Here is a 14,249-nt window from a genome sequence, read left to right on the forward strand (position 1 = left end):
AATGGGAGTACGCCGCCGCGGCCGACGCGACCCGCGCCGACGCGCGCAAGGACCCTGCCTGGCGCGATCGCATCCTCGGCTGGTACGCGAAACCGGCCAACGTCCCGCTGGCCCGCGTTGGGCAGGGCTCGCCGGATCTGCACGGCGTACACGATCTGCATGGCCTGGTCTGGGAATGGGTGGACGACTACGCCGCCATGCTGGTTTCGGCCGACAACCGCAACCAGGCCGATCCCGACGTGATCACGTTCTGCGGCGCCGGCGCACTCGCTACCGACGACCGGGAAAACTACGCCGTGCTGATGCGTATCGCGATGCTGTCGGCGCTGGAAGCACACAACACCACGGGCAGTCTCGGCTTTCGCTGCGCCCGTGGTGCTTCGGGAGACGTGCAATGAAAAGACGAACGCTTTTTCTCATTTTTGTCGCGCTGGCCTGCGCATGCACCGGAACGCTGTCTGCCGCCGAACTGCGCGCCATTCCCGGCGATTCGGTGTATCGATTCGACGCCACCTTGTCCGACCAGTCGGGAACCGAGTTTCATCTTGGCGAGCGCCGCGGCCGACCGCTCCTGGTCGCCATGTTCTATACCTCATGCCGCTACGTATGCCCCTTGATCATCGACAGCGTTAAAGGCGTGGAGCATGCGCTGAACGAAACCGAACGTGCCCATCTGAGATTTCTGCTTATCAGTCTGGACCCTGCCCGCGACGATACGGCGGCGCTGAAGTCCGTGTTCGACAAACGCAAACTCGATGCCGCCCACTGGACCCTGGCACGCACCAGCGAAAGTAACGTGCGCACGCTCGCGGCCCTGTTGGGCGTGCGTTATCGCGCCTTGGCGGACGGCGAATTCAACCACACCAGCGCACTCGTCCTGCTCGACGGCGAAGGTCGCCGCATAGCCAGCAGCGAGGCACTGGGTGCGACACCGGATCCGAAATTTCTTGCCGCGGTGCGCAATACGCTGGAGTCGCCGGCGAAGTAGCTTCGACGAGCGCGAGTCGCAGTGAAACGGGACAGGTCGGTGTCCTGGACAGGGTTTGATCCGGATCAGTGCAGGTAGCGGCCGCAGGCCTCCCTCGCCCTCCGATTTCGCAATGACCTGTCAAGGTTCCATGCCGTCGACGAACAGATGATCGAGCGGCAACTCGATCGCGCCCGCGTCGCAGCGCCGCGGCGCACCCGGAACCCGTGCTGCCGGCCGTGCCGCGCGCAACTGGTCGGTCATCGGACACGACGTGCCCGCCGAAAGATCCAGAATGTCCGAGGGATCGTCAGGCACCAGAATGCGCTGCAACGAGAAGGTCGGATGCGCCGCGGGATACGCCACACCATTGGCCCTCAACGTGGGCGGGCGCAGGTCGCCGCTGCCCGTGGACATGCTACACGTGCGGCTTGCAGCAATCCGGTTGTTGCCACGTGATGACACGCTGCCACTGCAGGCCGCTATGCGGCTCAGGTCGTGCTCGACCGTGCCCTGCGCCGTATCGTAGATCACGCTGGCCTCCAGGCTGACTTGCGCAGGTTCGGCGACGGGGGCCTCGATGCTGAAATCGAACAGGCTGACGTGGCGCAGAGCCAGTTCTGCCTGGTCGTAGACGGCGATGCTGTTTCCGGACGTCAGGGCGCTGCTCCCGGAGTTTGCCACGGTAACGGTATTGATGATTTCCGCTTGCGCGCTGCCGGCCAACCAGACCGCGCCGCCGCTACCGCGCTGCGTGACCGGGACTCCGCCTGACGCAGCATTGCCGATGAAATGGCTGCGCGCGACCCTCAGGTGCGCCATTCCGTTGGCGGCTACTGCCCCACCCGCTTGAACGATGCTGGTATTGACTTCGACTTCGTCCATTTCCAAGCGCCCACGTTGCCCTGAATAAAACGTGCCGAGCACCGGAGCGGAGCCGAGGTTGAACTTGTTGTCCGTTGCCGCACAGCGACGCAGCGCAGTCGTCCCGTAATTGGCCAGCGCGACACCTGGCGCACCGGTGGTGAAATTGGCATAGAACACACAATTCAAGAATTCAGCATGTGCGCCTGCCCGCACCAGAACGGCGCCGCCGCCCAGGGGCTCAGCCGTGTGGCCGAAACTAAATTCGATGTGATCGATCTGGACGGGTTGCAAAGACGAACCCGCGTGGATGTCGAGCAACCGGTCATGCCTGGAGTCAAAGGTAAAGTCGTTCGTCAGGATGGCCCGGTTCATGTCCGGCGTGTCACCCGGTATGCCGCGCAGATCGAGGGACTCGGTGATGTCGAGATCACCACGCGCAGCCTCGTCTTCGCCCGAGTGATCGATGGTGTCGAGGAAATAGGTGCCGAAAGGAACGAGCACCGTGTCGTATCCGCTGGAGGCATTGGCTTCCTGGATGGCGGCCCGCAAGGTGCATCGGCCTTCGTCGGTGCGGCAAGCGCCATCGCCGGCTGCGGCGTCAACGCGGTCGAGCGCGCTGTCCACTCGAAACTGCAGGGCAGTTACGGTCGGCGCCCCGGTGAGGCCGGCGCCGAATGCGAGGGCGCATAAGCGTGTGCATGAGCGGCGCGTGGGCATGAGACCGGATAGCTCCTGGCGGCAAAGGTCGCCAGGACATACGGCATTGACGACGCGGGACTGACGCGGCCTTGGTGTCGTCGCTGATGACCCGTGCGCTTCTGGGAGATCCACGCGGACCAGAACCACATACCTGCACAATCAGGCAAGGACACCCGCTTTCTGCGCCGCCGCTTTCACGGGAGAAAACCCTCGCACGAGCAGGGTCAGGCACAGTACGAGCTGCGCGAGAGCCAAGGGGGCGAGCATCAGCGGCGGCAGGTCGCGGGAGAACAGCTCGAGCGAAATGCCGCCCATCTGGATCAACGCGGCCAGCGCACCGAACGCCGGTATGAAGCGCGGCAGCAGGCGCGACCGCAACAGCGCGAGGTGCAGCACGAGGATTCCGCCGCCACCGATGATCTTGTCGATGTAGTGGATCCCGTTTCGATCGGCCGAAACCATGCTATGCAGGAGCTCGAACAGGGCCGGGTCGGGACTCGCCGTCTTCGCGTACTGCTGGCTCAGGGACAGCATCGACAGGAAGCTCGATTGCTCCACGGCGGATGTGGCCAGGCCCACCGCGGTCAACAGCAGGAAGGCCAAGGCGAAGTACGGGCTGTATTGGCGAAGCACCGGCCAGGCAACCACCCCGACCGCCAGACTCAGGGCGCTGGTAACCAGCCCGAGCAACGCGCTGGCGCCAAACAGAAGTGGCATCTGCGACCCCTGGTGGAGATAGCCTGCTCCGGAGAAGATCGGCGCGGTCAGGCCAAAGTTGTTCCACAGGCCCAGCAGCATCGCAACGAGCAAGAGCGCGCCGATGAGGTGCCCCGTCTGTTTCTCCGTGATCATCGCCAGCCTCGCCGTTCTTGTAGGGCCTGTAGCTTGCCCACGAACACCGATCCGGGAGCGGCCCGCGCGACGAACTGCGCCGTGAGGGTTTCGAACGACGCCGACAGCCGGACGAAGCTGTGCCTTCGGGGAAGTACCGGACAAGATTCCGGAATGCCGCACCTGTGATCGGTAGCCGCTCCACGCGTCGCCGAGAACAAGAGCTTGCCCTACCGTGTTCGGAGTCTGCCTGGCGAGCCGCTGCGGTCGCGGGCTCATCGCAGAGTTTGAGACGTCTTTGCGACACACTCTTTGCCAGGCGTCGCCGCCGATGAACCGTCATCGGGTTCACTTCGGCAACCGCCTGATCGGTCAACCTCCGAACCTTGGCGCTTTGCCGATTCCTGCCCAGGCCGCGCTGCACCTGTTCTGGACCAACCGCACTGCCCGAATACGACGCGCCCCTCGTCAGGCGCCAGCAGTTCGCCCGATCCTGCGCCGAGGACGCGCAGCGTTTTGCAGCAAATCAGACAGCCTCGATCGCTACGCTGCCGTTCCACCCTGTGTTCCGACAACACCTATCGCGAGATGACAACAACCATGCTCGAATCCTTTCGCACTACACGCACGTCTTTGATGAAGTTCTTTCCAGCGATGCTCCTGCTGCTGTCCGTGGCATCAGCCGCGGACGCGGTGGAGCCGACCGGCTCGATGTCCACGGGCCGTGCCGACCACATGGCCGCACGCCTGCCCGATGGCCGCGTACTCGTCGCCGGCGGGTACTCCACCGGCGGTCCCAGCACCTCGACCGCTGAAATCTACGATCCCGCTACCGGCTCGTTTGTACCGACGTCGCCGCTCGTGGTCTCACGCGGCGAGTCGGGCATCGCCACACTCGCCGACGGGCGCATCCTCGTCGTTGGCGGCGTCCGACAGACCGCGTCGGGTGGAGAGTTCCTGCGCAGCGCGGAAATCTACGATCCGGCCGGCGCGAGCTGGAGCGTCACGGCAGGCTCGCTGACCGGCAGCACATCGACGACCTATCCGACCACCGTCACGCTGCTCGACGGCAAGGTGCTGATCATCGACGGGACGAATTCGCAGATCTTCGATCCGGACAGCGGCATGTTCACCGTGGCCATCCCGCTCAACACGGCGCGCTACCGTCCGAGCGCCGCGCTGCTGCCGGACGGCCGCGTACTGGTCGCGGGCGGGCAGAGCACTTCGAACATCGTCCTCTCCAGCGCCGAGATCTGGAATCCCGCCACGAACACGTGGAGTGCCACGAACCCGATGGCAACGGCGCGTCACTCCGCGAGTGCGACCCGCCTGGCCAACGGCCGCGTCCTCATCGCCGGTGGAGTGAACAGCAGCGGCAAGCAGGGCGGCACCGAAGTGTTCGACCCCGCGACGCAGACGTTCTCGATGACAGGCGCTCTCGTGACGCCGCGTTCGGGACATGTTGCCGTGGCCCTGGCCGACGGCGGCGTGCTCGTCAGCGGCGGCTACACGAATTCGTCGGTCACCAGCAGTCTGGAGCGGTATGACGCGGTCTCCGGGACCTGGTCGAACGCGGGTACGCTGGCCGCCTCGCGTTCGCGCATGTTCACGGCGACGCTGCTCAATAGCGGCAACGTGCTGTTCGCCGGTGGCCCAGGCCCGCTCGCGACAGCCGAGCTCTACGCCGCCGGTGCCGGCAACGTACCGCCGATCGCGAACTTCACGCACACCGTGTCAAACCTGACCGTGACGTTCGCCGACGCGTCCGGCGATGCCGATGGCACGATCGCTTCGCGCGTGTGGAACTTCGGCGACAGCACCACGTCGACGGCGACGAACCCGGCGAAGACCTACGCGAGCGGCGGCACGTACAGCGTCACGCTGAGCGTCACGGACAATACCGGTTCGATGAACTCGGTCACGAAGTCCATCACCGTCGGCGCGCCGCCCAACACCGCGCCGACCGCGAACTTCAGCTTCATGACGAACGGGCTCACGGCGAGCTTCATGGACGGCTCGAGCGACAGCGACGGCACGATCGTGTCACGCACCTGGAATTTCGGTGACGGCACGACATCCACCGCGACGAATCCGGGCAAGACCTACGCCGCCGCCGGGACGTATACCGTTTCGCTGACCGTGACGGACAACGGCGGCACGACGCATACGAAGACGACCACGGTGACCGTTGTGTCGAGCGGCTGCGGCGGTACGGTGTTGTGCAACGGCGTCGCCGCGACCGGTCTTGCGGCTGCCGCGGGCGGAACCACCGCGACGTATACGCTCGTCGTTCCCGCGGGCGCAACGAATCTCCGCTTCGTCACCGCCGGCGGCGTGGGCGATGCGGATCTCTACGTGAAGTTCGGTTCCGCGCCCACCACCTCAAGCTACGACTGCCGGCCCTATGTCGGCGGCAATGCCGAAACCTGCAACATCGCCAGCGCGCAGGCGGGTACGTACTATGTCGTGCTGCGCGCGTACTCGGCGTTCTCGGGCGTCTCGCTGACCGCAAGCTACACGGCCGGCGGATCGAACATCGTACCGACCGCAAACTTCACCTTCGCGACCAGCGGCCTGACGGTGTCGTTCACCGACAGTTCCTCCGATGTCGACGGCACGATCGCGTCACGCGCCTGGGCCTTCGGCGACGGCACGACGTCAACCGCGACGAATCCGAGCAAGACGTATTCCATTCCCGGCACATATACCGTGTCGCTGACCGTGACGGACAACGGTGGCGCCACGCAGACGAAGACGTTGCCGGTGGAGGTCTTCTCGGGCGGATGCGGCGGCACGATCCTCTGTAACGGCATCGCCGTGACCGGACTTTCTGCCGGCACGGGCCTTCAGACGCAGACCTATCGACTCGTCGTTCCGGCCGGCGCGACGAACCTCACGTTCGTCACCTCCGGTGGCACGGGTGACGCCGACCTCTACGTCAAGTTCGGCTCCGCCCCGACGACATCCAGCTACGACTGCCGACCCTATATCGGCGGCAACGCGGAAACCTGCACCATCGCGAACGTGCAGGCCGGCACGTACTACGTCGTGCTGCGCGCATTCTCGACGTTCTCGGGCGTCTCGCTGACCGCAAGCTACACCACACCGTAAGTCGAGAGACAGCGGTCAACAGCCTCCGATCCGCACAGATCGGAGGCTGTCAGAAAATGGCAGGAGCAAGGCGGCCAGGGTCACTTCCCGCGCGGGCAATGAACCTGGCCGCGTTTTCTGCGGCAGGCGACGGATGCCTCACCCGGCCCTTGCAATACCCTTCCGCTCATCGAACGCCATCGTGCGGTGCGGCGCATTTCACACGCGTCGTGACACGGGCTTCGGGCGCACAGACGACGTCGTCACTCCCCCGTTTCGCGCCTTTCCTTCGCGCACATTTCGGCTGTGCTACTTCGCCTCGAAGTAGGAACCCTTGCTGGTCTGCCGCACGTTGCCGAACTGCACCGGCAGTGCGTTGGCGAACTCCCAGCGCGGACCATCCTGCAACTGGTAGTGGATGTGAGGGCCCGTCGTATCACCGGAATTTCCGAGCAGGGCAATCGCCTGGCCTTGCGTCACCGCGTCGCCGACACGGACGCGTACCGAGCCTTTCCGCAAATGCGCGAGCAGGCTGAATTCGCCGTTGCCGTGATCGATGACCACGGAATTTCCCGGGTCGCCGCCGTCCGGATACTCGGGAGCGAAGAACGTGGGATCGCTGACGCCGTCCACCGGCTGGTCGGGCCGGTCGTTTCGAACCTGCACGACTTTGCCGGCTGCGGGCGCAATGATCGTCCGCCCCCATCCGGCGTAGTCCTGGATAGCATCGTTGCCCTGGATGACGGGCGCATAGGTGTCCGTCAGACCGATGGCGTCGATGGCATATAGACCGCTGCGATTGCGATGCCCGGCCTCAAAAGCGCCGCCTTGCGAAACGATCCCCTTGCCCCGGAACGGGAAGTTCAGCCGGGTCTTTTGCTCATACGTCCTGATCGGAATGGTCGCTTGCACCACTTTCGTTTTCTTGCTGCCCGCTGCGATGCGGAGCTTCGCCTCCAGGGCATCGACGCCGAGTGCCGCCGGCACGCTGGCGTGGATACGGAACGCATGCGGCCAGAATGTTGGCTGCGTCGGCGCGGTTCCGGTCAGCCTTGCCGGCGGGTAGTTGGTCTTGTCGACGGCCAGCAAGGCGGTCGCGCCCAATGTCTCGGTACGCACCGGTTTGCCGCTCGACAGATAGGTCAACGTCAGTTCCGACGCGGTGATCGCGCCCTCGTCCGCCGCCTCGAGGATCAGGAAGAACATCCATCCGGTGCTGCCTTCCTTGGCATTGACGACCGTCGAGTAGATTTGCGTCGGAATGGTCAGCAGTCGAAGTGGAACCTTGGATGCCGGCATCGGCTGCTCATCCGTGGACATGGCCACGGTAGAGAGCAAGCAAAGCACGAGCGCGGTCAGCATTCGACGCCTCATGCAACCGCTTGTGCCCCACGTTGCCGCAAGAATGTGCCGCAAGCGACCGGCGGAAAAACGGGGACGTTTCGTTGACGGGCAACCGACGGGACCCGTGAGATTCCACCCATGACGCTGATTCGGTTGGTCATGTCCGTAACGTCGCTGCATGCGAATTCTCCGCGGTAGATGTTCACTGGTGGAGACTGCCGGGACGATCTGTTGACGGAGCCCTCCATGGCGTTTGCACCAACGGGATCGACACCGCGGACGCGAGCGGTCTCTCCGGCCTGCTTGCACGGTTCATCTGGCGAGTGACCTGGCTTCGTTGCATCGCGGAGCGCTCAAGGCATCCGCTTCCCCGCCCCGCGCGCCCTCATTCCCGGAAAGCGCAGATCCTGACCGCCAGCTTCCGCGATGATGCGGGCGAGGTCGGTGCCGATCTCCATCGCGAACGGGTCGCTGACATTGCTCATGACGATCAGGGCCCAGCCTGAAGAAGATCCGGCGCGGAAGTCCACGCCTATGCCTTGCGCGCCGCCCGGGTGACCGTAGGCGACGTCCTCGCCAACCTCATAGCGCAGCATGCCCAAGCCGTGGGGCGGACGACCGCGCTCGGCGGACGGGAGTGGTACGGCGGACATCAGCAATGCGTAGGTCCTGGCATCCAGCAACGTGCCGCTGGTCAGTGCGCGATGGAAGCGCAGCAGGTCCTTCGGTGTGGAATAGCCGCCGCCTGCACCGCCACCGCGGGGTTCAGGCATCGCGTAGCGTCGATCCTTTTCCGCGCCGCCGCCGCCGTGGTGCGGAATGGCGACGCGTTCTGCTTTGCCGTCGAGCTCGAAATAGCCGCTGTCGCGCATGCCGGCCGGTTCAAAAATATGCTTCGCGACATAGTCGTAATAGTCCTCGCCCGACGCAGCTTCGACCAGCAATCCCAGCAGCATGAAGCCGCTGTTGCTGTATTGCCAACCCTGGCCGGGCTCGAAGGCCGGCTCCTGTGCCAGCAGCGGCGCATAGTCGCCGAGTGTCCTGAGCGTCGCCCGCGCCGCCTGGAACGACGCGCCCCAATACGAGCCCAGTCCGGACGTGTGTGTAAGCAGCTGACGCGGCGTGACCGTGTCACGCACGCGGGCCACGGGCCAATCCGGCAGATAGCGGCCTATGGGCGCATCCAGGTCTAGCTTGCCCTGCTGCACCAGCTGCAGCACGGCGACCGCGGTGAACATCTTTCCGCTCGAGGCGAGATTGAAGCGCGTGTCTGCGCGCACCGGCGCGCCGTTCGCGGGATCGGCCTGGCCGTAGCTGTGTTCGAACACGACCGAGTCGGCGTCGGCGATCAGCACGCTGCCGCTGAAACCCGCGGCCAGAGCCTGTTCCAGGCGTGCCGCTACGGCAGCACTCAGCACCGCCTTGTCGACCGGTCTTACGTCAGCCGGATTTTCTGCAGCGGCCATCGCGCCGGCCATCGCCGACAGCCACATCACAGCGCCGAGCACCCATTGTCCGAGCATGATTTTCATCCGTTGCGAGTCGTAAGTGCGTCAGCAGATGCGGCGCCGCGATGATCGGTCGCAGCATCCCGCGAGCGCGCAATTTTCGTCACTCGCCGATTGGCCGCAGTATCCGCAAGGGTGTCAGGATCTGAGGCCACGGGCGGTCGGGTCGGCGTTTACGTCATCCGCGTCTGCCCACAACCACCGCGCGCACTGTCGCGTGCGACGTATTCCGCGCGACGCTCGAAGCGCGAACCGGCCGCATTGCTGACTTCCGCGCGGTTCAAGGCAGCCCACCGCGGCAACGGGCCCCTGCCGCCTTCTATCCCGCACAGGCGATCGTTGCGCGATGCCCGAGTGGCACTGCAGGCCGAACCTGCGGCGAACCGCGAGCAATGAGCAGGCTGGAGCAAGCGCGGGCTTGATGCGGCGTCCGGCGAATGGACCAGGCGCCGGCTGCCGGCGCCCCTGCACCACCAATGCTGTTCGGCTGAGCGCCGGGGCAGCTTTCCGGAATCGGTGCCGCCGCGGCGTGCAGTGGTGGAGAAAGGCCAGAGTGGTTTTGCCCTGTCCACCACATTCCCACGAAGGTGGCGGATCAGATCAGACAGTGGAACCGAAGGCGCTCAACGCCGCGCAGGCTTCGGATTGGGCTTCATCGCCTTCTTGACCGCCCCTGCCTTTCCCGCCTTCGCACCCGGCTTCGCAGATATTTCGGTGCGCTTCACCCCGGCCTTCTTCGCCACCACTTTCGACGAGGGACTGCTGGCTTTCTTCGACGCAACAGCTTTCGTCGGCGCCGCCGCCTTCTTCATCGTCCTGAGGGGTTTGCGGGTCGGATCGGCAATCGTATCCACCGCCAATTCGCGTTCCGGTGTGCCCGGCGGCGGTACCGACGGTGACCACAACGGCGCGATCACGGCAAGCAATGCGGATGCCGCCGGCGTGGTTTCCAACTCGTAGTCGAAGTCGAAGCGCAACCCGTCCACCGCGACCGAACTGCCGGCGCCGTGGATGTCGACCACGCCCGCGCGCAGTTCGGGCGGAAGATCAGCCTGGAAGCGATAGGCGCGGTGGAATTCGCCGGCACCGATGCGCTGGCCGAAACTCGTTTCGAGGAACAGCGAATGCACGTAGTAGTACGCGCTGCCATACACGCCGGTAATCACTTCACCGGTCTTCAGCGTGATCGACACGCTGTTGCCCTTCTGCGCGCCGCACATCTGCTGATGGCCTTTGCGGTTGGTGATGCGAATACCACGCAGCTGGTTGTCGGACCACAGTTCGATCCTGGCGATGCCCTGGCCGCCGGCGAGTGAGGTATCCGTATGCAGCGTGCCCCAGGGCCCGACCTTGCGCGTGACCGTCTGCTTGACCGGACGTTTCCGGTCCGGGTCGAACGATTCCCAGGTCAACGAGGGCGCGAGGATGGCGTCGAGCTTGGCCCCGTACTGCGCTTCGACCACCTGCTTGCGCTGAGCCAGAACACGTTGCTTGGTCGGCTCGATATCGCCGTTGCGGCTGCTGCGCAACATCATTTCGCGATTGTCGGCGCCATCCTTCAGCGTCACCTCGTAGGTGAAATCGTGGTAGCTGGTGCCGACCGGTCTTGCGGTGAAGTTGCCGCCGATGCGATCCAGCCGGGCTTTCATGATGTCAGCGCGCAGATGCCGCGCCGCTACCGTGTATTCGGTGATGCCCAGGCGCAGCGCCTCCAGGTGCGCTTCCTTGTTGTCGTCCTTGGCAAGTCCGGCATTCTCGGCATAGAAGCGCGCCTGCTCCTGCAGCAGGGTGAGCTTGATCGTGCCGATCGCGACGAAATAGCTCAACGTGCGTTCGGCCGACTCGCGATTGAAAAACGGCCGGTCCACCAGGTTCAGCGCCGTGATCGTCGAGACGAGTTTGGTCGCCTTCTCCGCGCCGTTGGTGAGCTTCACGAACTCGCGCAGGTTCGTGCGTGCGCCTTCCACGGTGTTGCGCAGCGCCGTGATGCGCGCCTCTTCGAGCCGGCTTTCGACATAGGCTTCGATATAGCGCAACACCTGGTTCCAGATCATCGTGGAGGTGGCGTCTTTCCACAGAAAGCCGACGAGCCCCTTCACGGCGCCGCCCGCTTCGGGGATCAGCCCTGCGATGCCCAGCGTGACATCACGCACGATCTGGCTGGGATTGGTGAAAGTCGGCAGTTCCTTCGGGTCGAAACCCTCCTCGGCCATCACGGCACGGAAGCGTTGATGCGTGTTGGTGCCGGTGAGTGGTTGGCCTGCTGAATGACGCGCTTCTCGTTGCCCATGTCGGCATGGTCGACATCGAGCACCTTGCCGCTGTGCACGGCCTCGAGGAAGAAACTGCCATCACCCGCGTCGATCACGCGGAAGCGCTCGTGATCCACGCCATGCCAGGAATACTGCTGCACCTTCGCGCCGTCGTTCTTCGACGCGGCCTCGACGTCGATCACCTGCTGCGAATGGCGTACGCGCAGCACGTAGACGCGTTCGCTACCGTTCTCGTTGAACATGAACTGCTGGTGGAACGAATCCGGAAACGCCTTCGCCGGTGCGTTCTGCTGGATCACCGCGCCCTGCGCGCCCGATGCTCCCGCCACTTCGAGCACCTTGTTGCTGTGCTCGGCCACGAGAAAGTAGTAACTGCCCGGAATCGGAACGAATGCCATGCGAAATCCCCCTGGTGGTGCCGGTCGGCGGCGGGGATATTGGCATACAAAATCACTTCGGAATCTTCGGCAAAACGTGTCTTTGCGCGCTTTGAACAGCGCCGATTGCGTAGGCGAAATTTTCCTTTCGCTCGCCGATAGGAGCAACGACTGTTCTGCGCTTGTTGCAACAAATGCGGCGTTCGAAAGTGGACGATTTCGCCTGACACCAACGTGGCGCCAAGCGTCGGAGTCCGCCTAGCACCAGAGCATGAGCGGTATCAGTCCGTAGTTCATGAGCACTGTACAGAGCAGCAGCACGGCCACGCTCGCAGCCAGGTTCAGTCGCCAGTACATCCGACGCTTCATGCCTTCGGCAATTGCCTGCCACAGCATCGCGAGCGGAAGCGACAGCGTCGCGAGTGCGATCACGATGTTCGTAGCCGTCGGATCGCCGAGACTCCCCAAAGGCTGAAACACGAGCAGCGATACCGCGCCGAGCAGCCCGAATACACCGGCGGTGCCAGGTCCGATCACCGCGCTGCGCCGGCGTCGCGCAAGGACCGGAGCGACGATCGCGAAATGCGCGATACCGATCGTTCCCAGCGCCAACGTTCCCCAGAGCCAGACCAGCGGGAGCGTGCCGATCATCCGGAACGTCCGTGTCCCCTGGCTCAACAGGGGGATTCCGTCGGCGTCCCGCAGCAGGACGTGCGATGGCGCCACGCGTCCCTCGCCTTTGAGGAGATGACCGCCAGCCGGTGCCAGCCGTTGCGGGCTTCCCATGAAAGGCGTAACCGCAAGGCCGACGCTGTCGCGTTCCAGCGAAACACCGCCAGCCAGGAGATCCGCATAGCGCTGGATGGCGAAGCGGCTGGGCGCCGGTACGTAGCGGCCCAGCCAGGGCGAAACGTCCACCGTGCTCGCGGTATCGCTCTGACGCGATGGCTCCAATCCGAGGGCCTGCATCATGGCCGCATCGATCCGCGCGTAGTCGGCGGTCTCGCTGTCGGTGTTGATGGATACGAAAAACGCCTTCTGCTGCTCCGGATACAGACAGAGCATCGCGTGGTAACCGACGATATTGCCGGCATGACACAGCCCGATCACGCCGCCGCGATCGCGCCGGACCAGGCCCAGCGCGTAGCCCGTGTCGAGTCCCGCACGCGCCGCCTGCGTACCGGTCGGCCGGCCCATGGCGCGCAGCAGATCGGATCGTACGAAGACCGCACCGTCCAGGCGTCCGTCACCCATGAGGAAGCGCGCCAGGATCGCCATGTCCCGTGCGGTGGTGGTGAACTGCCCCGCGGGGCGCAGTGCGATCGGCATCGCCGGCACGGGCGTCAGATCGTCCTGATGCCCCCAGGCCAGGAGTGCATCACGCGCGGGGCCCGTCTGACTCACGAAAGCGAAACTGCTGTCACGCATGCCGAGCGGCGCGAGCAAGTGTTCCGCCAGCCATTTTTCATAGCGCACCCCGGTGACCTGCTCGATCATCATTCCCGCCAGGCCATAGCCGATGTTGGAATAGGAAAAGCGCTCTCCCGGCAGAGTGCGGACCTGCAGCACCGATGCATCGCGCGTGAAGGCGGCGGCGAGCGGGTCATCGGGCGAGACACGCGCACTGAACATCTGCCAGAGCCGCGCGTCCTCGAGCCCCGCGGTGTGATCGAGCAGATGGCGAATGCGGACGGGATCCGTTTCCTCCCAGCGATTCCGGAATGCGATATCCGCAAGCACCGCTGACACCGGAGCGTCCAGATCGATCCGCCCCTCGCTCGCCAGCCGCAGCAGCCCTAGCGCGACCAGCGTCTTGGTGATCGAGCCGACATGCACGCGATCACCCGCGCGCATCGCGGTGCCGCGCTCCGCATCGCGCGTGCCTGCGGCGCCGATGTGTATCTCCGCTCCGTCGACGAGGCTCCATGCGGCACCCGCCAGCCGTTCCGATGAAAGAATCTTCTGCACGTCATCTGCCGGATCGCCGGGCATGCCCAGCGCGGCGCAAGGCATCGCGACAAGGCAGAAGGCGAGCAGACCGGGAAGGAAACAACGCGGCATGAGGACGTCCCGAACATGGAGTTGCCGGGACTCTTGCCTGATCGTGTGAAGTCGACATCAAACGACCGCCGAAATGACGGCGGTCTCGCAAAAATGTCCCTAATGCCGCGTGACGACGATCGGCTCGCCCCGGGTAACGATCATCGTGTGCTCGTACTGCGCGGACAGATTGCCGTGCGCTCCCACCAGGGTCCATCCTTCGGACGTCTCGGTCACCACGCGGCTCCGGGTC

The 14,249-nt window shown here is 64.7% G+C and carries 10 protein-coding genes; 3 read left to right on the forward strand and 7 right to left on the reverse strand.

What is annotated here, in order from left to right; genetic code table 11:
- Together RUU78_RS08780 and RUU78_RS08785 are read left to right on the forward strand one after the other, a co-directional pair.
- Positions 1-398, forward strand: a 398-nt coding sequence (locus RUU78_RS08780) for an SUMF1/EgtB/PvdO family nonheme iron enzyme (RefSeq protein ID WP_313915689.1), incomplete at its 5' end; no start/stop codon positions are given.
- The gene (locus RUU78_RS08785) at positions 395-988 is read left to right on the forward strand and encodes an SCO family protein (protein ID WP_313915691.1); all 594 of its coding nucleotides are present in this window, start codon (positions 395-397) and stop codon (positions 986-988) included. The genes RUU78_RS08780 and RUU78_RS08785, both read left to right, overlap by 4 nt.
- Before the next feature lie 120 nt (positions 989-1,108).
- On the opposite strand, the gene RUU78_RS08790 is transcribed toward RUU78_RS08785, so the two are convergent.
- Both RUU78_RS08790 and RUU78_RS08795 read right to left on the reverse strand, forming a co-directional pair.
- Entirely contained in the window at positions 1,109-2,458 is a 1,350-nt protein-coding gene (locus RUU78_RS08790) for a hypothetical protein (RefSeq protein ID WP_313915693.1), read from the reverse strand.
- A gap of 234 nt (positions 2,459-2,692) precedes the next feature.
- Entirely contained in the window at positions 2,693-3,643 is a 951-nt protein-coding gene (locus RUU78_RS08795) for a DUF4386 domain-containing protein (RefSeq protein WP_313915695.1), read from the reverse strand.
- A 357-nt stretch (positions 3,644-4,000) separates the two neighbouring features.
- Here RUU78_RS08795 and RUU78_RS08800 point away from each other — a divergent pair, with 357 nt between their 5' ends.
- Positions 4,001-6,475, forward strand: a complete 2,475-nt coding sequence (locus tag RUU78_RS08800; RefSeq protein ID WP_313915697.1) for a PKD domain-containing protein — start codon at positions 4,001-4,003, stop codon at positions 6,473-6,475.
- 288 nt (positions 6,476-6,763) lie between these two features.
- Here RUU78_RS08800 and RUU78_RS08805 read toward each other — a convergent pair whose 3' ends face one another.
- The 5 genes from RUU78_RS08805 to RUU78_RS08825 all read right to left on the reverse strand — a co-directional run bounded on the left by RUU78_RS08805 (position 6,764) and on the right by RUU78_RS08825 (position 14,017).
- Positions 6,764-7,816, reverse strand: a complete 1,053-nt coding sequence (locus RUU78_RS08805) for a M23 family metallopeptidase (RefSeq protein WP_313915698.1) — start codon at positions 7,814-7,816, stop codon at positions 6,764-6,766.
- A gap of 335 nt (positions 7,817-8,151) precedes the next feature.
- Positions 8,152-9,321, reverse strand: a complete 1,170-nt coding sequence (locus RUU78_RS08810) for a serine hydrolase domain-containing protein (protein ID WP_313915700.1) — start codon at positions 9,319-9,321, stop codon at positions 8,152-8,154.
- A 608-nt stretch (positions 9,322-9,929) separates the two neighbouring features.
- Positions 9,930-11,519, reverse strand: coding sequence for a hypothetical protein (locus RUU78_RS08815; RefSeq protein ID WP_313915702.1), 1,590 nt, complete (start codon positions 11,517-11,519; stop codon positions 9,930-9,932).
- Positions 11,519-11,977, reverse strand: a complete 459-nt coding sequence (locus tag RUU78_RS08820) for an RICIN domain-containing protein (protein WP_313915705.1) — start codon at positions 11,975-11,977, stop codon at positions 11,519-11,521. The genes RUU78_RS08815 and RUU78_RS08820 overlap by 1 nt, the downstream gene beginning before the upstream one ends.
- Positions 11,978-12,214: 237 nt before the next feature.
- A complete protein-coding gene (locus RUU78_RS08825) occupies positions 12,215-14,017 on the reverse strand; it encodes a serine hydrolase domain-containing protein (RefSeq protein WP_313915707.1) in 1,803 nt (600 codons plus the stop codon).
- Positions 14,018-14,249: the final 232 nt, after the last annotated feature.

The sequence above is a fragment of the Tahibacter sp. genome (assembly GCF_032229445.1).
GTDB lineage: Bacteria > Pseudomonadota > Gammaproteobacteria > Xanthomonadales > Rhodanobacteraceae > Tahibacter.